Annotated in this window: 16 protein-coding genes and 1 pseudogene; 7 read left to right on the top strand and 10 right to left on the bottom strand. The window is 65.8% G+C overall.

From position 1 onward, the window contains the following. Positions 1-2 precede the first annotated feature (2 nt). On the bottom strand, positions 3-962 hold the full coding sequence (locus tag QF047_RS19810) for a carbohydrate ABC transporter permease (RefSeq protein ID WP_306637438.1): 960 nt from the start codon (positions 960-962) through the stop codon (positions 3-5). Between the two features lie 52 nt (positions 963-1014). Next, on the bottom strand, positions 1015-2301 hold the full coding sequence (locus tag QF047_RS19815; RefSeq protein ID WP_307280623.1) for an ABC transporter substrate-binding protein: 1287 nt from the start codon (positions 2299-2301) through the stop codon (positions 1015-1017). A 237-nt stretch (positions 2302-2538) separates the two neighbouring features. On the opposite strand from QF047_RS19815, the gene QF047_RS19820 reads away from it, so the two are divergent. Continuing rightward, positions 2539-3483, top strand: coding sequence for a LysR family transcriptional regulator (locus QF047_RS19820; RefSeq protein WP_306637435.1), 945 nt, complete (start codon positions 2539-2541; stop codon positions 3481-3483). A 94-nt stretch (positions 3484-3577) separates the two neighbouring features. Here the strand turns inward: QF047_RS19820 and QF047_RS19825 are convergent, their stop codons facing one another. Together QF047_RS19825 and QF047_RS19830 are read right to left on the bottom strand one after the other, a co-directional pair. Then, entirely contained in the window at positions 3578-5056 is a 1479-nt protein-coding gene (locus QF047_RS19825; RefSeq protein WP_307280627.1) for a DUF6379 domain-containing protein, read from the bottom strand. Between the two features lie 31 nt (positions 5057-5087). Continuing rightward, complete coding sequence (locus tag QF047_RS19830) at positions 5088-6380, bottom strand: DUF6379 domain-containing protein (RefSeq protein ID WP_307282095.1); 1293 nt, start codon at positions 6378-6380, stop codon at positions 5088-5090. 118 nt (positions 6381-6498) lie between these two features. On the opposite strand from QF047_RS19830, the gene QF047_RS19835 reads away from it, so the two are divergent. Next, positions 6499-7368 carry a ThuA domain-containing protein gene (locus QF047_RS19835; protein WP_306637432.1) on the top strand — a complete coding sequence of 290 codons (870 nt, stop codon included), beginning with the start codon at positions 6499-6501 and terminating at the stop codon, positions 7366-7368. 17 nt (positions 7369-7385) lie between these two features. Here QF047_RS19835 and QF047_RS19840 read toward each other — a convergent pair whose 3' ends face one another. Both QF047_RS19840 and QF047_RS19845 read right to left on the bottom strand, forming a co-directional pair. Next, positions 7386-8324: a carbohydrate kinase gene (locus QF047_RS19840; RefSeq protein ID WP_307280631.1), complete on the bottom strand. Its 939-nt coding sequence runs from the start codon at positions 8322-8324 to the stop codon at positions 7386-7388. 42 nt (positions 8325-8366) lie between these two features. After that, complete coding sequence (locus QF047_RS19845) at positions 8367-9191, bottom strand: alpha/beta hydrolase (RefSeq protein ID WP_307282098.1); 825 nt, start codon at positions 9189-9191, stop codon at positions 8367-8369. Positions 9192-9486: 295 nt separating this feature from the next. Between QF047_RS19845 and QF047_RS19850 the strand changes: the two genes are divergently transcribed. Next, positions 9487-10704, top strand: coding sequence for an aromatic acid/H+ symport family MFS transporter (locus QF047_RS19850; protein WP_307280634.1), 1218 nt, complete (start codon positions 9487-9489; stop codon positions 10702-10704). A gap of 76 nt (positions 10705-10780) precedes the next feature. Here the strand turns inward: QF047_RS19850 and QF047_RS19855 are convergent, their stop codons facing one another. The 4 genes and pseudogenes from QF047_RS19855 to QF047_RS19870 all read right to left on the bottom strand — a co-directional run bounded on the left by QF047_RS19855 (position 10781) and on the right by QF047_RS19870 (position 14630). After that, the gene (locus QF047_RS19855) at positions 10781-11773 is read right to left on the bottom strand and encodes a ribokinase (protein ID WP_307280636.1); all 993 of its coding nucleotides are present in this window, start codon (positions 11771-11773) and stop codon (positions 10781-10783) included. Continuing rightward, a pseudogene (locus QF047_RS19860) lies at positions 11770-13198 on the bottom strand (MFS transporter). The gene QF047_RS19855 and the pseudogene QF047_RS19860 overlap by 4 nt, the downstream one beginning before the upstream one ends. Beyond that, positions 13199-14230: a nucleoside hydrolase gene (locus QF047_RS19865; protein WP_307280639.1), complete on the bottom strand. Its 1032-nt coding sequence runs from the start codon at positions 14228-14230 to the stop codon at positions 13199-13201. Between the two features lie 190 nt (positions 14231-14420). Then, positions 14421-14630, bottom strand: coding sequence for a hypothetical protein (locus QF047_RS19870; protein ID WP_306637421.1), 210 nt, complete (start codon positions 14628-14630; stop codon positions 14421-14423). Positions 14631-14740: 110 nt separating this feature from the next. Between QF047_RS19870 and QF047_RS19875 the strand changes: the two genes are divergently transcribed. The 4 genes from QF047_RS19875 (at position 14741) to QF047_RS19890 (ending at position 18498) form a co-directional block, all read left to right on the top strand. Next, entirely contained in the window at positions 14741-15370 is a 630-nt protein-coding gene (locus tag QF047_RS19875; RefSeq protein WP_307280640.1) for a helix-turn-helix domain-containing protein, read from the top strand. Position 15371: 1 nt separating this feature from the next. Next, the gene (locus QF047_RS19880) at positions 15372-16265 is read left to right on the top strand and encodes a DMT family transporter (protein ID WP_307280641.1); all 894 of its coding nucleotides are present in this window, start codon (positions 15372-15374) and stop codon (positions 16263-16265) included. An 87-nt stretch (positions 16266-16352) separates the two neighbouring features. Continuing rightward, positions 16353-17342: a LacI family DNA-binding transcriptional regulator gene (locus QF047_RS19885; RefSeq protein WP_373427824.1), complete on the top strand. Its 990-nt coding sequence runs from the start codon at positions 16353-16355 to the stop codon at positions 17340-17342. A 49-nt stretch (positions 17343-17391) separates the two neighbouring features. Continuing rightward, entirely contained in the window at positions 17392-18498 is a 1107-nt protein-coding gene (locus tag QF047_RS19890) for a GTP pyrophosphokinase family protein (protein ID WP_307280646.1), read from the top strand. Positions 18499-18502 lie beyond the last annotated feature (4 nt).

Here is an 18502-nt window from a genome sequence, read left to right on the forward strand (position 1 = left end):
GCTTAGTCCTCAGGGTTCGAACGCGTCAGCCGCTGCTGGATTACGGCGAAGATCAGGATGATGGCGGCGAGCACCAGGGCCAGGGCGGCACCGCCCCCGAAGTTTCCGAGTGCAAACGCCTGCTTGTAGACCTGGGTGGCCAGCGTTTCGGTTGCCCCAGCGGGTCCGCCGCCGGTGAGCGCCATGATGGGATCGAAGACGCGCAGTCCCTGGACGATTCCCAGTGTGGTGGCGATGGCAACGGCGGGACGGATGGCGGGCAGGGTCACGTTCCGGAACCGCTGCCACAGGTTGGCGCCGTCAATGGCCGCTGCTTCCTCTACTTCCGCGGGGACGCCGGCCAGGCCGGCCATAAAAATCACCATGGCAAAACCGGTGGAAGACCAGACCAGCACCACCAGGACGGTCCAGATGGCCCACTGGGGGTCGGCCAGCCACGGCTTGGCCTGGTCGCCTGCGCCTATTGCCGTGAGGAAGGCATTGAGCGGACCGTCGAAGTCGAAGATGTATTTCCAGATGTAGGCCGTGGCAAGCGGGCTGAGCACCACCGGCATAAAGAACAGGGTCCGGAGGATGTAGCGCGTCTTGAGGACGCGGTTCAGGCCCAGCGCAATGACCAGTCCGGCGATGTTGCCCAGGAGAACCGAGCCAAAGGCCAGGAAGAGGGTGTTGGAGAGGGCTCCGACTTTCGTGGGGTCCTTGAAGATGGCCTCAAAGTTGGCCCAGCCCGTGATCTTGAACGAGCCGATGCCCGTCCAGTTGGTAAAGGCGAAGAATCCGCCAATTCCGGTTGCCACATAGTGGATGGCAAACACCAGGGCGATCCCGGGCAGGGCCCACCACCAGTGTCCGAACTCCAGGCCGCGGCCCCGGGAGCGGGCGTTCCGGCCCGCCCCCGGAGTGCGCCTGCCTCGCCGGGGTGCTTCTGCTGCTTCGCTTTTCGGTTGCATCGTCGCAGTCATGGTATTCCTTGCTTGTCCCTTTGAGTGGTCGGAACGTTGATGGTGAAAAAGGCTACTGTCCCCAGGCGGCATCCATGGCCTGCAGGACCTGGTCAGGGCTCTTCTGACCGGTGATGATGCCCTGGACCCCGGTGGCCAGGGCGTCATAGACGGCGGAATTCGGCCACTGGATGTTCGGGAGCGGGCCGTACTTGCCGTCCTTGATCAGATCGCCGACGTTCTTGTAGGCGCCGCCCTCGAAGTCGTACTTGTCGAGTCCCGTAACCGGCAGTGCGCCGTCGATCTCGGCGAACGCTTTGGTCTGCTCCGGCTCTGCAGCCCAGTCAAGGAAAGCCTTGGCGGCGTCCTTGTTCTTGGAGGCCGCATTGATGGAGAAGGCGTAGTTGGCGCTGGCGAAGACGTAGCTCTTGCTTGAGCTTTCCGCCGGGAATGCCCGGACGGCGAATTTGGCGCCGCCGGCGGCAGACTCCAGCTGCTTCCAGCTGGGGGCCGGAATGAAGCCGCTCACGGACGTTCCGCCGGCCAGGCCCTTGGTGATCGCGTCGAACCCGCCGCCGGCAGCACCCTTCTGGAAGCACCCGGCGTCCTTCAGGGTATTGACTGCTTCGAGGGCTGACTTCCAGCCGTCCGAGCCTGCGAACGTGGTCTCCTTGGCGGCGCGCTTATCGTTCCACTTCGGGTCTTCCGCGTAAACGCGCGAGGCCGCCAGCGACATTGCCATCAGCCCGGTGTTGGGAGGGGCAGACCCGGCGAGGGCAAAGAGGGATTTGCCGGACGACTCCAGAGTCTTGCACTGCTCCTGGAGGGAGGAAAAGTCGGCAGGGAAGCCACCGGCTGCCTGTGCGGCCGTCTCGTTCGACACCAAGGCGGCGACGGTGATTTCCGTGGCCTGGCCGTACACTTTGCCGTCGGTTCCGAAGGTGCTGGCGCTTCCCTCGGGGAGCAGTTCCTTGGCGGCATCGTCGAGCGGCTCAAGGAAGCCGGCTTCGGCGAGCGGCAGGATGCTGCGTCCGGTGCCGGCGCCGGGCGAGGTCACCACGACGTCTGAGGCGTTGCCTGCCTGGAGCTGGGTGCGCAGGGTCTGGTCGTAGGAGTCATTGGGCTGCGGGTTGAACGTGATCTTCACGTCCGGGTTCGCCTCGATGTACTTCTCGGCGAGCACCTGGAAGGGGCTTTCGATCGTGTTGGAGGTGGCGAAGGACAGCGAAAATTCCTTCGAGCTTCCGGAGGAGGCGTTGCTGCCGGTGGAGGCCGAGCAGCCGGTAAGGAGGAGGGCCGCGATGGTGGGGACGGCGAGGGCGCCGGCCTTTAGGCCTGAATAGCGACGGTGCTGTGTCATGTCCAGCCTTTCTGACTTCGTTGTCGAAAAAATCCGGGAGCCGTGACCCCGGTCACTCACCAGTATGCAGGAGATGTGCAGAAAAAGCACATAAGTATTGCAGATGCCAGACATAAGTTTCACGGGGGTCTGCGGAAGCCCTCCCTGCATCGGACAATCTGATGCACCATGCCGCCCCTATTGATGGGACTGATACACTGGCGGGACGAAAGTTCACCGTTGAAAGATCGCCGTGCCGTGACGAATAATGTCCTGCTTTCCCGGCTCGACCTCAACCTGCTGATCTCGCTGGATGCCCTCATCACGGAGCGGAGCGTGACGAGGGCGGCCGAGCGGCTCCATCTCAGCCAGCCGGCGCTGAGCGCTTCGCTGGCGCGGCTCCGGTCCCACTTTGGGGATCCCATCCTGGCCCGCCGCGGCAATGCCTATGAACTCACGCCCTTCGCCCTGCGTTTGGCTGAGCACACCACCACAGCGCTGGAGGCGGCCCGGCGCGTCTTCGAGAGCCAGGCCACGTGGGAGCCCGCCGAATCGGAGCGCGAGTTCTCCATCTACGGCTCCGATTACGGATTTACCACTGTTGGCCGGGTTGTTTCCGAGCTTGCGGCCGAGCGCGCGCCGGGCGTCCGGTTCCGGTTCATGCTGCACAACCCGATGGTGGTGGAAGACGCAGCCAACCGGCTCCGCTCCGTGGATGGCATGGTGATTCCGCACGGATTCCTCTCCGGGCTCCCCTACCTGGACCTGTGGCGGGACGGCTGGGTGGCGGTGGTCTCAGCCTCCAACAAGGCCGTCGGCGAGAAAATCACCATGGAGAACATCGCCGAACTTCCGTGGGCGATGACGTACCAGACCCGGTCGGCGTCAACCTCGGCGGAACGCCAGATCATGCAGCTCGGTGTGGAGCCGCGAGTGGACGTGGTGGTGGAGAGCTTCCAGTCCTTGCCGCATTTTGTGGTGGGAACCAACCGGATCGCGCTCATCCAGGCGGCGCTGATACCGTTCGCGCTCCGTGTGGGCGGGGTACGGGTCCTGCCGCTGCCGTTCGATGCCACGCCGCTGGTCAACGCCCTCTGGTGGCATCCGGTGCACAACCGCGATTCGGAGCACGAGTGGATGCGGGGCCTTTTCCAGGAGGCTGGCGAGATCGTCGCCGCGGCCGCGGCAAAGGAAACCCCGTAAACGCCTGGTGCGCTTAGATGGCTCTGTGCCCTTAAGCGCCTGAGTGCCCGGCCGCTGGAGCGGACGGGCACCAAGGATGCACAACGCTAAGGGGTCAGGCTGATGCGAGCGACGACCGCATGCTCTTGCGGATGAGGTCATGCTGCTTACGGACCAGCAGCAGCGGATCCACCTCGCCAAGCTCGGCGAAGGCGTGGCCCTCCCATTCGCTGGACCAGTAGCCGCGGTAGCCGCCCTCCACGAACACGCGGACGAGTTCCGGGTAGTCGATGGCAGGCTCGTTGCCCTGTTCATCAATGTCGTAGAACTTGGCATGGACGTGCATGATCTGCGGCATGATGTCCGCCCACTCCGTCGGGCTGACATGACCGTGCATGTTGAAGGCCAGATGCGCGAAGGAACCAAGTCGGGCAGGATCGAAGTCCCGTGCCCGAAGGTAGCCGATGAACTCCTCCTGCCGCGCGCGCATGGGCGCATCGGTGGCCCAGATGGCCTGCAGCTTTTGGACGGCTTCGTCGTCGAGCCCGGCACGGCGGACCGCACGCAGGAGCGTGGGGGACATGCTGTGCATGGTGGAGGAGAAATCGGCCACGAAGCCCAGCAGCGGTGAATCGAGTTCCGCGTACACGTCGCGGACCTTCATGATCTCCGGGGAGTTGGGTCCCAGCGGTGCATGGATCTCGTAGGCAAGCTTGAGCTCCAGGTCCTCGGCGAGCGGCAGGAGCCGCCGCAGCAGGTCCGGCTTGGCGCTCTGGATGCGGACCAGCGGGAAGCCGAGTCTCTTTGCGCCGTGGAAGAGCGTCTCGGTGAACTGGTATTCCTCGTCGGGTGTCATGTCGCGGTCGCGGCGCCGGCCCATGTCCAGGTTGGCGCCGAAGGAGCTGGCGGTGAAGCCGTGCTTGTCGAAGGCCTCCTGCCAGGAACAGGCGAAGTCATCCGAGACGTGCGGATACGTTGGCAGGACTTGGGAGGCCACGATCTCGATGCCCGGGCCGATGCCCAGCTCGGCCACGCGGTTCAGCAGACCGTCGAAGTCGTACCAGCCTGCCCGGAACTCGGCGCTGGCCGAATACAGGGTGAGCCCGAGCGAGAACGGATCGTCCTCAGCCTTCGGCGGAGGCGGGGTGAGCGCCATCGTCAATACAGGAGCCGTAGCGGCCCTGTCCGTGACGCTCAGCTCGAGTGTCTGGTTCACGAAGTTGGGGACATACATCCCGGGGCCGCCGTCCTGGCCCGGGGCGATCTGCATGTAAGGCAGGCGCAGTTCTCCGATGAGCTGGACCGTGTGCTGCCCGCCCAGGACCACCGGGGTATCCCGCTTGGCGATCAGCAGGGGGTGCTCCTGGAGGTACCAGAGGGTTTCGCTCTTGGCAGGCAGGTCGGCCAGCGCGTACCGCGTGCCGCCGAGTTCCAGGCTCAGGTCCTGCTCGGGCACGTCCTGGCCGTCCACCGTGAGCTTCAGGCTGGAGACCGAGGAGAGCCAGAGGCTCCGGTACCACGGCAGGGTCAGGGCCAGGGCAAGGCCGTCAGGGTGGGCGCGCAGGCTTGAGTCGTCGATAAGTCCGTTAGGCATGATGTCACTCTTCAATCGTGTGGGGTGGGTGCTAGTCGAGCTGGGCGGCGATGCCGCGGATCAGTGCGTGCTGGCGGCGGACCTGCTCGATGGAACGCCAGGGGGTCCGTTCCCCTTCGTATTCGCTGGACAGATAACCGGTGTAGCCGGCGTCCTTCAGCGATTGGAGGACGGGCCGCCAGGGGATCTGCTGGTCTTCGAGCTGGTCGTTGATGTCATGGAACTTGGCCTGGACGAACACCACATACTCGGCGATGCCAGCCAGGTCGGCCGGGTCCACGCCGATGCCGTCCAAGAAGGCGGGCCGGGTCTCGCGGGTCTCCCCCTCGCGCAGCGGGATGGGCCGGTCCTGGAAGATGCCGGTATCGATGAGGAGTCCGAAGTTCTTGGTCCCGGTCCGTTCGATCAGGCCGATGTAGTCGTCCACCACGGGGTGCTTGATGGGTGTCGGCGAGTGGATTTCGGGGCAGATGACGATGCCCAGTTCATGGGCGAGGTCCAGTGAGCGCTCCACGGACTCGGTCCAGATGGGGTCCGGGATAAGGTCGCTGGACGTTACTCCGATCTTGGGGCGGACGTACTTGAAGCCCAACGTGCCGGCGAGCTTCAGGTCGCGCTGGAGGGCGGCGGCGCCTTCGACAGCGGTCATAGCGCGGCCGGGGTGCAGGCGGGTGTCGATCCATGAACCGTAGTTGGTGGGTTCCAACGAGTACTTGTCCAGGAGCGCAAACCACTGGTCGACCCAGGCCGCGGACGGAGCAGGATAGTTGTGCACGTGGCCCTCGCCGAGAATCTCGACCCCGGTGGCACCGGTTTCGGCCACGGCGGCGAGCGCGGTTTCCAGGTCCAGGACCGTGCCGTAGTCGCCCATGTAGCTATAGAGGGACACACCGTACTGGAAGGGCCCACCCTGCCCCTCCGAAGCCAGGGCAACCGCCCGACTGACTCGGTACACGGACGGCTGGTGCTCGAGCGGAATGTAGGACATGCGCAGGCGCAGCTCGATGGCAATTTCATGCACACCCTGCGGCAGCCCGCCGTCGAACGGCACCGTGACGATGGCTGCGTCCTCCAGGGGCCAGCGGACGCCGTCGCTGTTCCACAGTTCCTGGAGGCTGTAGGTGGTTCCGCCGAAGGTCCACAGCGCGACATCGGCGGGAACGTCAACGATGTTGCCCACGCGGACTGCAATGCCGTTGATGAGAGACGCGGCCATGCCGCGGTAGGAAGGCATCCGGACCCGGAACTGGAAGCCGGTCACACGCCCGCCTTCAGTGACGTTGCGGAAGCCGACGGACTGGATGAGGTCTCTTTCGAGAAGCATCATTGCTCACTCTCTCTAGGTGCAAACCGATCGTAGCATTGTTATGTCTGTTTCATACTAAAGTATGTAAACTTTCTCCATAACCCAACCTGCCGGAACACCAAGGAGCCCAGACCACATGGCCGACGTGATAAACGCACTCATCCTCTCCGGGCATATGACCCGCGAGCACGACAACGAGTTCCGCAGCTTCCGGTCCCACAACCACTGGCTCACTACCGTTCTTGAGGACACAGGCCGGTTCCGCGTCCGCGTCATTGAGGACCCGCGGGGGCTCGGGGCAAACGTTATCGACAAATACGACGTCGTCATCATCGTGTTCGAGGGCCGCGACGGATACCACGAAAAGGCGGTCGGGTTCGGCGCCGAAACCGACGCGGCCCTGCTGAAGTTTGTCCACGACGACGGGAAAGGCATCGTCTGGTTCCATGGCTCGGCCGTGCAGGAGGACGACTGGGGCTACCCCGAGGAGTACAACATCATGCGGGGCGCGAAGCTCAGCGTTCCAACGGGGCTGCGCCCGCGTCCATGGGGTGAGGCTCTGCTGCAGACCGCCCAGCCACGCCACCCCATCACGGAGGGCATCAGCGACACCTGGACAGTGACGGGTGACGACATCCTGACGGGCGTGCAGCTGTACGACGGCGCAGAGGTGCTTCTCTCAACGTTTGACGACTTGGACTCGTACAAGAAAGCGCCCATGTGGCCCTTGTCCCACTATCCGGTGGCCATCCCTGCGGAGGGAATCGAGGGTCTTCCCGGCATCAACACGTTGCAGCCCCTTGCCTGGATCAACAACTACGGCGAAGGCCGCAGCTTCACGATTACGATCGGGCACGACCTCGACACGTTCCGGCGGATCGAGTTCATCCGGATGTTCCCCCGCGGCGTGGAATGGGCTGCGAAGGGCAAAGTCACTCTGGAAGGACCCGACCGGCGCGGTGAGCGTCGCTTCCTGCCATGGCCCTACTACAACCACGAGGGATAACGAAGGGAAATCCGGCCCTACTCCCCCGAGCTTCCATTCAGCTCAGCGCGGGTGGGCGGGTTGGCACCGGGCCGCGACACAGTCACCGCTGCCGCCTTGGCCGCGTGGGCCAGGAGTTCAGCGAGCCCCTCCGCGGGAAGTTCACGGAGGTCCTTGCGGTTCTGGGCGCCGTCCAGGCCGCGGTCCACCAGGCCGGAGAGCAGGGCGGCCATGAAGGAATCACCGGCACCCACTGTGTCAGCAACGTTCACCTTCGGCGCCGGGCACTCTGCTTCACCTGACGCCGTGATGCCCCACGGTCCGGCTGCCCCGCGCGTGACCACCACCATGGCCGGCCTTTCAGTCCGGCCCAGCGTCATCCACCGCCGCGCCGATTCCAGCACATCCTCGCCCGGATACAGCCAGGCAAGGTCCTCGTCCGAGGCCTTGACCACGTCCGCCAGGGACACAAACTTCTCCACATGGCGGCGGGCATAGTCCACATCGGTGATGATGCTCGGCCGGCAGTTGGGGTCAAAGCTGATGGTGGCGCGCGGGTGGGCGTATTCGACGGCGGCGAGCACGTCCGTTGCACCCGGCGCCAGCATGGTCGCGATCGAGCCGGTGTGCAGCAGGGTGGTGCCCTGCAGCATGAAAGCAAGCCGGTCGGCGATGCCGGGAAGCTCCCAGGTGAGGTCGAACGTGTAGGTGGCCGCGCCGTCGTCGTCAATCAGGGCGGTGGCCACGCTTGTCGGCAGCTCATCCGGGCCCAGCGGAAGCATCACGGAACTGGAGCGGAGGTGCGCCGCGACGGAATCGCCGTACGCGTCCCGGCCGTAGCGGCCGATGAACTGCACCGGGTGGTCCAGTCGGGCCAGTCCCACCGCCACATTGAGCGGGCTTCCGCCTACGTGGGCTTCGATTCCGGAAGCGCGCTGGACAACGTCGACGAGGCCTTCGCCAATAACTGTGAGCATGCTCATACTCTGCCAGAGAAGTGGCAGGGGCAGCAGTTCATTTCAGCCCAGCAGCTCCTGGACCAGCTTCCGGCACTTTGCATACGCAGGCGCCCCGGGGTTGATCAGTGCGAAGTGGTCGCCGGGCACCATGACCAGTTCCGCCGGTACCGGCCCGGGCAGGCTCGCCTCCACATAGCTGGTGGACATCGCTACTGGCACGTCATCGTCCTCAGCCGTGTGCACGGCGTAGACAGGAACGTCGAGCGGGAGCGCAGCCATCGGGTCCGCGTACCGGTGCCGCCCGGGAAATTCCGACGACGGCCCGCCCAGCAGGTTTACCACCGCACCGTTGCTGAGATTGAGCCTCTCAGCCTCGGTAAGGTTCAAAACACCTGACTGGCTGACCACTCCCGTGAGACGGACGCCATCGTCTTTAGATCCGACCTCGCGGTGCTCTAGCTCCAGCCCCAACTGCCCCAGCCGGTCCCGGCCTGCCGCCCACACCGCCAGGTGCCCGCCAGCCGAGTGGCCGAGCGCCACCACTTTGGCCACGTCCAGGGAATGCGGTGCGGCGAGCTCAAGCAGTTTGTCGATGCCCGCCAGAACGTCCTGGAACGTATGGGGCCAGCCGCCGCCGTTTCCCGCGCGGCGGTACTCCAGGTTCCACGCCGCCATCCCGTGCCCGGCAAGGTCGGCTGCGAGCGGTTCCCCCAGTTCCGCCCCGTACTGCGAGCGCCAGTAGCCGCCGTGAATCACCACCACAACGCCGCCGTGAATTCCGCCGTCGGTCAGTTCCGGAAGGAACAGTTCACCCCACTGGCTGGCGTCATCACCGTAGTAGTAACGGTGCCGTTTTACCTTTGCTTTATTGATGGAGCCCTCCATGGCTTCGTTCAGTGGGTGGCTGCTTCGTTTTGCCCGTGCTCGGGCAGCCGGGCGGGCGCGCCGGGGCACGTCCGCTCCTCAGCGTACGACGACGACAACCAGGTACGTGCCGGGATTACCGGAATGTCTAGGCTGGGTCAGTCGCGTTTCGTTCGAGCAGCGAACTTTTGTGCACTAAGTGAACCCTCCCTGTACCCTTGTTGACGGAAGAAAGCATGCCGTGGGTCACGTGTGGTTGTGGCCGCGCTCTCGATTGGCAGCACTTCCCTCCCTTTTCCAAATCAATGAGGATTCCATGACAACTTCCCCCTCCGCCCTCCCGTCGCGCTGGCCGGTGTGGCTCTGCTGGCTGGCCATGGCCCTGGACGGCTTCGACCTGGTGGTGCTCGGCACCGTCATTCCCACTTTGATCAAAACCGGCGAGCTTGGCTTTGATGCTGTCGGGGCTACTTTCGTCGCCACAATATCCCTCGTTGGCGTGGGTTTGGGCGCGCTCTTTATCGCTCCTCTCTCGGACCGCTTCGGCCGCCGGAACCTGCTGGTCGCGTGCGTGCTCTGGTTCTCGCTTCTAACGCTCGCGGTGGTGTGGGCCCCGAATGTTGCTGTATTTGGTGCTCTTCGGCTTCTGGCCGGAGCCGGGCTCGGGGCCTGCCTGCCGGCCGCCCTCGCCTACATGAACGATTACGCCCCGGCAAGTTCCGCCGGCAAGTCAACCACCCGCACAATGACCGGCTACCACGTTGGGGCGGTGGCCACGGCCTTCCTGGCAATGATCGTCATCCCGGACTGGCGCATCATGTTCGTGGTGGGAGGCATTTCCGGCTTGATCCTCGCCCCGTTCCTCTGGTTCAAGCTCCCGGAGACCTTGCCGGCAGCCCGGGCTGCCGGGACAGAGGAAAAGACCGGGTTCCGGAGCCTGGCCAAGAAGCCCTATCCCCTGATTGCCGCGGCAATCGGCGCAGCGTCATTCATGGGGCTGCTGCTTGTCTATGGACTGAATACCTGGCTTCCGCAGCTGATGGCTTCCGCTGGATATCCTGTCAGCGCGGGGCTTTCCCTGCTCCTGGTCTTGAATCTCGGTGCCGTTGCCGGACTGATTATCGCCGGCATCCTGGCGGACAGGCACGGGACCAAGCCCATCGTCTTGCTGTGGTTTGGACTTTCGGCCGCGTGCCTCGCCCTCTTGAGCGTCAAGGTCGATAACGCGCTTCTGCTGAACGCGCTCGTCTTCGTCACGGGAGTGTTTGTCTTCAGCTCCCAGGTCCTCGTTTACGCCTGGGTCAGCCAGTTGTTCCCGGCCCGGCTGCGCGCCACCGCGCTGGGGTTCGCTGCCGGCGTCGGCCGAGTCGGTGCCATTGCAGGACCGGCCGTGACAGGCGGACTGGTGGCCGCCGGCATCGCTTACCCCTGGGGTTTCTACCTCTTCGCCGCAGCCGGTGCCTTAGCCGTGGCGGCCCTGCTGGCGGTCCCCCATGCCGTTACGACTGCCCGCACCGAAGCCCCGGTTGGTTAGGGATCTGGCCGGAAGTTGATTCGCACGGGTGGGGCATCTTCAGAAGCCCCACCCGGAAGCGGATCTTCGGGGAAGGCTAAGGCCCCAGCAACCGCTGCACATCGGCCGCCTCCGGGTACGCAGCCTGCGTCCCCTTCCGGGTAGTGGCCAAAGCAGCGGCCACGGAAGCAAAAGCCGCAGCGCCGGCGAGCGCATCACCTGCGGCGAGCCGGACTGCCACGGCACCGGTAAAGGCGTCGCCGGCGCCGGTGGTGTCCACGGCGGCGACATTGGTGGGCGCCACAAAAGTGACAAGGCGGTCCGGTGAGGCCAGCGAGTCCAGCACCACGGAGCCGTGGGAACCCAGCGTTACCAGGACCTGCTGGATCCCGCGCCCGGCAAACCTTTCCCGCACGGCGTCCCACTGCGCGGCACGGGCCTCAGCGCCCGGGACAGATGCCCCTGGGCCGAGGAACAGCGCGGCTTCATGGGCGTTCACCAGCAGGACATCCGTCAACTCGGCCAGGGCTGCCGGGATGTGCGCGTGAGGCGAGAGGTTCAGCATGACTGTTGCGCCGGCGTCGCGCCCTGCCTTGGCGGCGGCCAGCACCGTTTCCATGCCAACCTCCAGGCAAAGGCACACGACGGCGGCTTCCGCCAGCACGTCCGACGCTTCCGCCACGTCCGCCGGGGACAGGGTGCCGTTGGCACCGGCGGAGATGATGATGTTGTTCTCGCCGTTGGCATCCACGGCGATCACGGCGACGCCCGTGGGCTCGTACGAGCTCCGCACATGCCCCACGTCCACCCCGGCACCCGCCGCCGAGGAGAGCAGCATGTCGCCGTTGGGGTCCTCCCCCACCGCGCCCACCAGGCTGACGTTCCCGCCGAGCAGGCTGGCGGCCACGGCCTGGTTGGCACTCTTGCCGCCCGGGTTCACAGCGAATCCATTGCCATGCACCGTCTCGCCGGGGAGCGGGAGGCGGTCACAGTAGATAGTGAGATCGGCATTCAGGGAACCGACGACGACGATCCGGCCTGAGTGCCGCACGTCGCCCCGACCAACGCTCGGGGAAGCAGCCGCGCTCATTCGGCCACCTCAGCTTCGACCGGCTTGGGGATCAGCAGCGAGGCGGCGAACGCCGCCACGGTGAGGGCCAGTCCGACGACCACCACGGTCAGGTAGGACGCCTTCACATCCCCCAGGGCCGACGTCGCCACCAGGACGGCGGGCAGCACCAGGAAGCTGAGGCCTGCGCCGAGGTTGAAGGCGCCTGCGTTCATGCCGGGCAGGAAGCCGGGGTTACCTGCGGGCGAGAGGACCACGCCGAGTCCGTTGAGCATGATGTTGACCGTACCGGCGTACATGATGCCCAGCAATGACCGTGCCAGCGATCATCAGGGGCAGGCTGCTCAGGCCGAAGAACGCGATGATGGCCAGCGCGGCGATGCTGCCCAGGAGGCCGATGCGCAGCACCTTCGTGTAGCCCAGCACGGGAGCGAGCTTCCCGCTGAGCGGTCCCACGATCCAGCCCAAAAGCGCGTACGGGGTCAGGATGAGGAGCGACATCTCGGTGGGCCCAAGGCCGAAGCCGGGCCCGGCGGCCTGGACAAAGGCGGGCACGATTCCGTTGATGACAGCGAAGATGCCGGTCATCGTCAGGGTGGTGGTGAGCAGCGGCGCCCAGGTGGAGCGCTGGCGCAGGTGGACCGTCTCCACCATTGGCTGGTTGGCGCGCTTCTCCACGGTCCAGAAGGCATAGAACGCGGCGGCGGATACCAGTACCAGCGCGAGGCTCAGCATCAGGGTGCCGGACGAGAAGGCGCCCACCAGCTTGGCTCCTTCGTTCAGGGCGGTGAGCAGCGCGCCCACGGCCACCACGATGAAGAACACACCCAGCCAGTCCATCCGGGTGCCGGCGGCCGGCTTGCTTTCGCCCGCCAGGAAGGCGATCAGTGCGGTGGCAACGAGAGCCAGCACCACCATGAACCAGAAGATGCTGCGGAACCCGAAGTGCTCAGCGAAGTAGCCGCCCACGAAAGAGTCGACGCCGGCCACGCCGCCGTTGACGGCCGTGATGAGGCCCATGAGCATGCCGTACTTGCGCGGGTTGGTGACGGCGGAGCGCAGCATGATCAGGCACAGCGGCACGGTGGGTCCGCTGATGCCCTGGATGATGCGGCCCACAAAGAGCCAGGTGATATCCGGGGCAAGGGCTGCAATGATCGAACCCAAAGCCATCAGCAGCATCATGCCCACCAGGACCTTCTTGCGGCCCACGATGTCGCTGAGGCGGGGCAGGAACAGGGAGAACAGCGCCGCCGCGGTGAAGAACCACGTCTGAGACAGGCCGATCACGGCCTGGTCCGTGTTGAGCTCCTCGCCCATGGTCACCAGGGCAGGGCTGAGCATCGAGGCGTTCAGCTGGAAGGCCACGCAGGCGGCCAGCAGGGCGACCATCAGGGCGGTGACGTTGCCCCGGCTGGTCCTGGTTTCAGTGAGGGTGGCAGTCATTTACTTGGCCCCTCCCGTGGTGAGGTGGGCATGTTCCCGGCGTTCGGCGTCGTACGGTTCGCCGATGTTAATAAGCGCGTCCGTGACGAGGTTCCAGAATTTCCCGTGATCGAGGTCGACGGCGACGCTGGTGTGGCAGTCTGCCGGCGCCGGGGCGCGGAAATCGGCCACCGTCATGCCGAGGGTCAAGGTGCCCTGCAGTTCGACGTTCACCGGCACCTTGCGGGTACTGACGATACTGGGGTCGATGACATAGGCAACGGCGCAGGGATCGTGGACGGGCGGGGAGTCGAAGCCTTGCGCGTCCTTGTAGGTGTGGGCGAAGAAGTCCATCAACTCGGTGACGAACTTCGCCGGCCTGGTGCCGATCGCGGCGATCCTCTCCACCACGTCCGGGGTGGCGAGCGCCTGGTGCGTCAGGTCCAGGCCCACCATCACCACGGGCCACTTTTCGTTGAAGACGATGTGCGCGGCCTCGGGATCGATGATGATGTTGAACTCCGCCACGGCGCTCCAGTTGCCCACGTGGTAGCCGCCGCCCATGAGGACGACTTCCTTCACGCGTTCCACGATGCGCGGTTCCTTGCGGGCGGCCATGGCGATATTGGTCAGGCCGGCGGTGGGCACCAGCGTTACGGTGCCGGGCTCTTGGGCCATGACAGTGTCGATAATGAGGTCCACCGCGTGCCGCGGGTCCAGGTCAATGGCCGACGGCGGAAGTTCCGGGCCGTCCATCCCGCTGTCGCCATGGATGTCCGGGGCGGTTTCGATGCTGCGGACCAGGGGGCGGCCGCAGCCGGCGGCGAAGGGGACGCCGGTGATGCCGGCGATGGTGCCGACGGCCAGGGCGTTGCGGGTGACTTTTTCGAGCGTCTGATTTCCCACCACGGTGGTGACGGCCAGCAGTTCGATGTCCGGGTTGCCGTGCGCAAGCAGCAGCGCCACAGCGTCGTCATGCCCGGGGTCGCAGTCAAGAATGATTTTCTTGCGCTCGGGGGATTGCCTTTTTGGCGCACGGGGGCCGGGTTCCACGATGTTCTCCACGTCTTTGGGGCCCGCGCGAGCGCGGGGAGCTGAAGGGTTCAGGAGTGATCATGGCACCGTTAGCAAGGTCACGTCAAACGCTTGACGTTAGCGCAGGTCAAGCGCTTGACGCTCGCGCCTTCGCATGGACGTGTGCACAGTCGCAACGCCGTTGAATAAGTCGACGGGCGACTCAGGGCTAGATGTCGAGGGCCTGCCCAACCTCCGTCCCGCTCCCACTTTCGTGGTGTTCGCCTTTGTGGCGGGCCTCCTGGAGGTGGTGCTCCAGTTTCTCCTCGGCGTCCCGCCGGCGCTGGCCGACGGTCCGCATCTGCTGGGTGGTGGGTGCAGCGTGGGCGTGCTGGTGAGGACCAAGGTCGTGCGGACTTCCTCCGCTTAAATCGCTCATAAGGGCATCGTCCCACCGGGAGCGCCGATCGGGAAGGCCTGCACCATTCCTTTTCAGCGGCCATACTTTCAGCGTCGAGCAATGCACTTCAAGTGCAGTATGATGCACTAATGGATAAAAGCACGTCTGCATTGGCAGCGGCGATCGGCGGCCGTATTCGGCAGGAACGGCAGGCGCGGGGCTGGACCCTGGATCAGCTCGCGGAAGCCACTGGGGTGAGCCGCCGCATGGTGGTCAACGTTGAGCAGGGCGCCGCGAATCCCAGCGTGGGGACCTTGTTGAGGATCAGCGACGCGCTGGGCATCGGCCTGCCGGCGCTGGTCGATTCGCCACGGCCCAAGCCGGTGACGGTCACCCGGAGTGGCGACGGCGCGGCACTGTGGAGCTCCCCCGCCGGGGGCCGCGGCGTACTGGTGGCCGGGACCGGGACCCCGGATGTGGTTGAACTCTGGGATTGGACGCTGGAGCCCGGAGACCAGCACGAAAGCGAGGCCCACGCGCCCGGCACGAAGGAACTGCTTCAGGTCCGCGAAGGGTCCATCACGGTTGTGGTTGGCGACGAATCCTTTGTCCTCAACGCCGGCGACGCTGTCTCCTTCCCGGGCGACACCCAGCACTCGTACGCCAATCCTTGCAGTGACCCGGCGCGGTTCTCCCTGGCGGTCTTCGAGCCGGGAGTGGGCTCGGGACACCGGCCGGAAACAAACTCCGAAGCCCCCAAAGACAGCGAAGGAAACTGAGATGCTCAAGCGAAACGTCCCTGTCCCGCCATGGGGGCTGGCCGTCACGGCGATCCTGTCTGTCCAACTGGGCTCGGCCCTGTCCGTGAACATGATCGAAACCGTGGGTCCGGCCGGAACCGCATGGCTGCGGCTCAGCATGGGAGCCGTCATCCTCCTGGCCATTGGCCGCCCGCCACTGCGCTCCATCCGCCGTCCGGATGTGCTGCCGCTGCTCGGCCTTGGGGTCACCACCGGTGTGATGACCGTCGGGTTCCTCGCGGCAGTGGAGCACATCCATCTCGGCACCGCCGTGGCGATCGAATTCCTCGGTCCGTTGACGGTGGCTGCCCTTCGCAGCCACAACCGCAAGGCACTCGCCTGGCCCGCTTTGGCACTTGGTGGCGTGGTCCTGCTGACCCAGCCCTGGCAAGGCGACTTCAACCTTGCCGGCGTGGCCTGGGCGGCGCTGGCGGCCCTCGGCTGGGGTGTCTATATCCTGCTTACCCAGCGGATCGGCGACAGGTTCAGCGGCATCGGCGGGCTCACGCTCACGGTGCCCATCGCCGCGGTGGCGGCCGCCGTCGTCGGAATTCCCCAGGCCGCCGGCCACCTCAGCCTTGACGTCCTGGCCGCCGCAGCGGGGCTGGCCATCCTGCTGCCTGTGCTGCCGTTCGCGCTGGAAATGCTGGCCCTGCGGAGGATGACGCCCACCGCGTTTGGAACGCTGATGGCCCTCGAACCCGCCGTCGGCGTCCTCCTCGGGCTGCTCATCCTCCACCAGCAGCCCTCTGCCATCCAGGTGGTTGGGATCCTGCTGGTGGTCCTCGCCGGTGCCGCCGCCCAGCGCGGTGGCAGGCGCCAGCCGGCCAAGGAGCATCCGGCCAGCCCCGCCGACCTCGACTTCGTGGGCTGAGCCGCGCACTTCCACTATTACGATCGAGGTATGGACTCCGCGGAACAGCTGCAGCAGCCCGCGCGTTCGCGGCGGGTCACGGCGGCGATGGTTGCCGCGCGGGCCGGTGTCTCCACCGCCACCGTCTCGCTGGTGGCCAACGGCAAGACGGCGGGACGCGTGTCCGAGGACAACATTTCCCGGGTCCGCGAAGCCATCGCCGAGCTTGGCTACGTGGTGGACGGCATCGGCAGTTCGCTGGCCAAGGGCGTGAGCTCCATCGTGATCCTGGTGGCGCCGGACATTTCCAACCCGTTCTTTGCCAAGGTGATCGCGGGAGTGCGCGAGTCCCTCGGCCCGGCGTACCAGCTGCTGCTCTCCGTCACGGAGGCGGGCGAGTTCCCCCAGGCCGACGACGTCCGGCGGCTGATGTCGCTGCGTCCGGCCGGGCTCCTGGTGGACGCACCCAACGCCGGCTTCCTCGAGGACCTCGCGTCGCCGTCGCCCCTTGTGCTGCTGGACGCCCCGGGCCTGGCCGCGTACGCGCCGTCGGTGAACCTGGATGTGGCCAGCGGTGCCCGGGAGCTGGCAGCCCACCTGGCCGAAGCCGGGCACCGCGAGGTCGCTTATGTTGACAGCGTCACCGGTACGGAAACGTTCGCCCTCCGCCGTCAGGCCTTCCTGGACGAGGCGGCTGCCCGCGGCATCAACGTGGGTGAGGACCGCATCATCAGCACCACAATCGACGTCGGCACGGCGGCTTCCGCCTTCGCCTCCGCCTGGGTGGGATGGCAGCGCGAGGGGGTGACCGCCGTCGTCTGCGGTACTGATACGCACGCCTACGGGGTGCTGCAGGAGGCGCGCGTGGCGGGGGTGCGGATTCCGGAGGAGCTGGCGGTGGCCGGGTTTGATGACCTGCCGTATTCGGCCACGAGCAATCCCGGCCTCACCAGCGTCCATCTGCCCGCCACGCCCCTTGGCCTGAAGGCCGGGGAGCAGCTGCGCCGCCTGATGGAGGGGAAGCCATTGGAGCAGAACGAGGTCACACTGGAGAGCTCACTGGTGGTGCGCGGCTCCACTGCTGCCGCGGAACGCTGAAGGTTCCGGCCGCCGCCGTTCTGTCAGTGCCCGGCCGTAAGCTGGGATTATGCCAAGTAACTGGGAGAGCCTGGACGCGGACCTGCGGGAGTCCGTGCAGCGGAACGTGGAGATCTACGAGCGCGTCCGGCCTGCCCTGAAGCTGGTCACGCGGGATGTCCTGCTGCTGATGCGGGACATGCTGAAGAACAGCGAGGTCACGCCGCTGTTCGTCACCGGGCGCACCAAAACGGTGGAGTCGTTCAAGGAGAAGATCTCCCGGATCGAGGAGCCGCTGGAGCCCGGCGCGCCGCCGGTGCTGAAGTTCCCGGACCCGTTCCGGACCTTGAACGACATGGTGGGCATCCGCGTCATCACCAAGCTGCCAGCCGAGAACGCCGCGGTGGCCAACATCATCAAGCGGCAGCGGCAGCTGCTTGACTGCCGCGGGGACCGGGAGAAGGACATTGGCTCCATCGAATCCGGCACCTACGGCTATTCCAGCCGGCACCTGATCCTCCGGACCATCCAGAACGAGGCCGTCAAGGAGTACCAGCAGGTTTTCAACCCGGAGGCGCAGCCCAACGGGAGCTACTTTTTCGAGTGCCAGATCCGCACCATTTTCGCGCACGCGTGGAGCGAGATTGAGCACGATATCCGGTTCAAGGCCGAGGACCCGCGCGCCTGGACCCCGCATTTCGACCGGCAGTTCACGGCTACCGCTGCGATGCTGGAAACGGTGGAAACAGCCTTCGCAGACCTGCACGAACGCTATGAGGAAGTGCGCAGCTTCTGGGATACCGAGGGCGAGGGCGCAGCGCCGCTGACACCCAACCGAATCCGCGATGTTTGGCGCACCCTGCTCCCGCACGTGGACCGGAAGGTGGACGACGACTGGGGCTGGGCCGCCGAACTCCTCGCCGCCCACGGCCTCAACCAGACCATGCAGCTGGCCGGGCTGCTCAGCGCCAACCGCATCACCGAGGTCCGCAAGGCCCTGGACCACCGCTACTCCCCCGGCCCGGACCGGCTGCTCGATGACCTGCTGCTGTGGCAGTACGGCACCAAACACATCGACCTCACCGCCGAAGCGGCCGACGCCGTCCCGCACCCCCGGCGCGACAGCCTCCTGCGGCGCCTCAAACAGATCGAGCGGTACCGGCTGGCGAAGGGTTAGGCGG

Origin of the sequence: Arthrobacter sp. W4I7 (assembly GCF_030816215.1) — a bacterium.
Classification (GTDB): domain Bacteria; phylum Actinomycetota; class Actinomycetes; order Actinomycetales; family Micrococcaceae; genus Arthrobacter; species Arthrobacter siccitolerans_A.

Coding starts and splice junctions, on each gene's coding strand:
- QF047_RS19810 (WP_306637438.1), bottom strand. CDS start 962: ATGACTGCGACGATGCAACCGAAAAGCGAAGCAGCAGAAGCACCCCGG.
- QF047_RS19815 (WP_307280623.1), bottom strand. CDS start 2,301: ATGACACAGCACCGTCGCTATTCAGGCCTAAAGGCCGGCGCCCTCGCC.
- QF047_RS19825 (WP_307280627.1), bottom strand. CDS start 5,056: ATGCCTAACGGACTTATCGACGACTCAAGCCTGCGCGCCCACCCTGAC.
- QF047_RS19830 (WP_307282095.1), bottom strand. CDS start 6,380: ATGCTTCTCGAAAGAGACCTCATCCAGTCCGTCGGCTTCCGCAACGTC.
- QF047_RS19835 (WP_306637432.1), top strand. CDS start 6,499: ATGGCCGACGTGATAAACGCACTCATCCTCTCCGGGCATATGACCCGC.
- QF047_RS19840 (WP_307280631.1), bottom strand. CDS start 8,324: ATGCTCACAGTTATTGGCGAAGGCCTCGTCGACGTTGTCCAGCGCGCT.
- QF047_RS19845 (WP_307282098.1), bottom strand. CDS start 9,191: ATGGAGGGCTCCATCAATAAAGCAAAGGTAAAACGGCACCGTTACTAC.
- QF047_RS19850 (WP_307280634.1), top strand. CDS start 9,487: ATGACAACTTCCCCCTCCGCCCTCCCGTCGCGCTGGCCGGTGTGGCTC.
- QF047_RS19855 (WP_307280636.1), bottom strand. CDS start 11,773: ATGAGCGCGGCTGCTTCCCCGAGCGTTGGTCGGGGCGACGTGCGGCAC.
- QF047_RS19870 (WP_306637421.1), bottom strand. CDS start 14,630: ATGAGCGATTTAAGCGGAGGAAGTCCGCACGACCTTGGTCCTCACCAG.
- QF047_RS19875 (WP_307280640.1), top strand. CDS start 14,741: ATGGATAAAAGCACGTCTGCATTGGCAGCGGCGATCGGCGGCCGTATT.
- QF047_RS19880 (WP_307280641.1), top strand. CDS start 15,372: ATGCTCAAGCGAAACGTCCCTGTCCCGCCATGGGGGCTGGCCGTCACG.
- QF047_RS19885 (WP_373427824.1), top strand. CDS start 16,353: ATGGTTGCCGCGCGGGCCGGTGTCTCCACCGCCACCGTCTCGCTGGTG.
- QF047_RS19890 (WP_307280646.1), top strand. CDS start 17,392: ATGCCAAGTAACTGGGAGAGCCTGGACGCGGACCTGCGGGAGTCCGTG.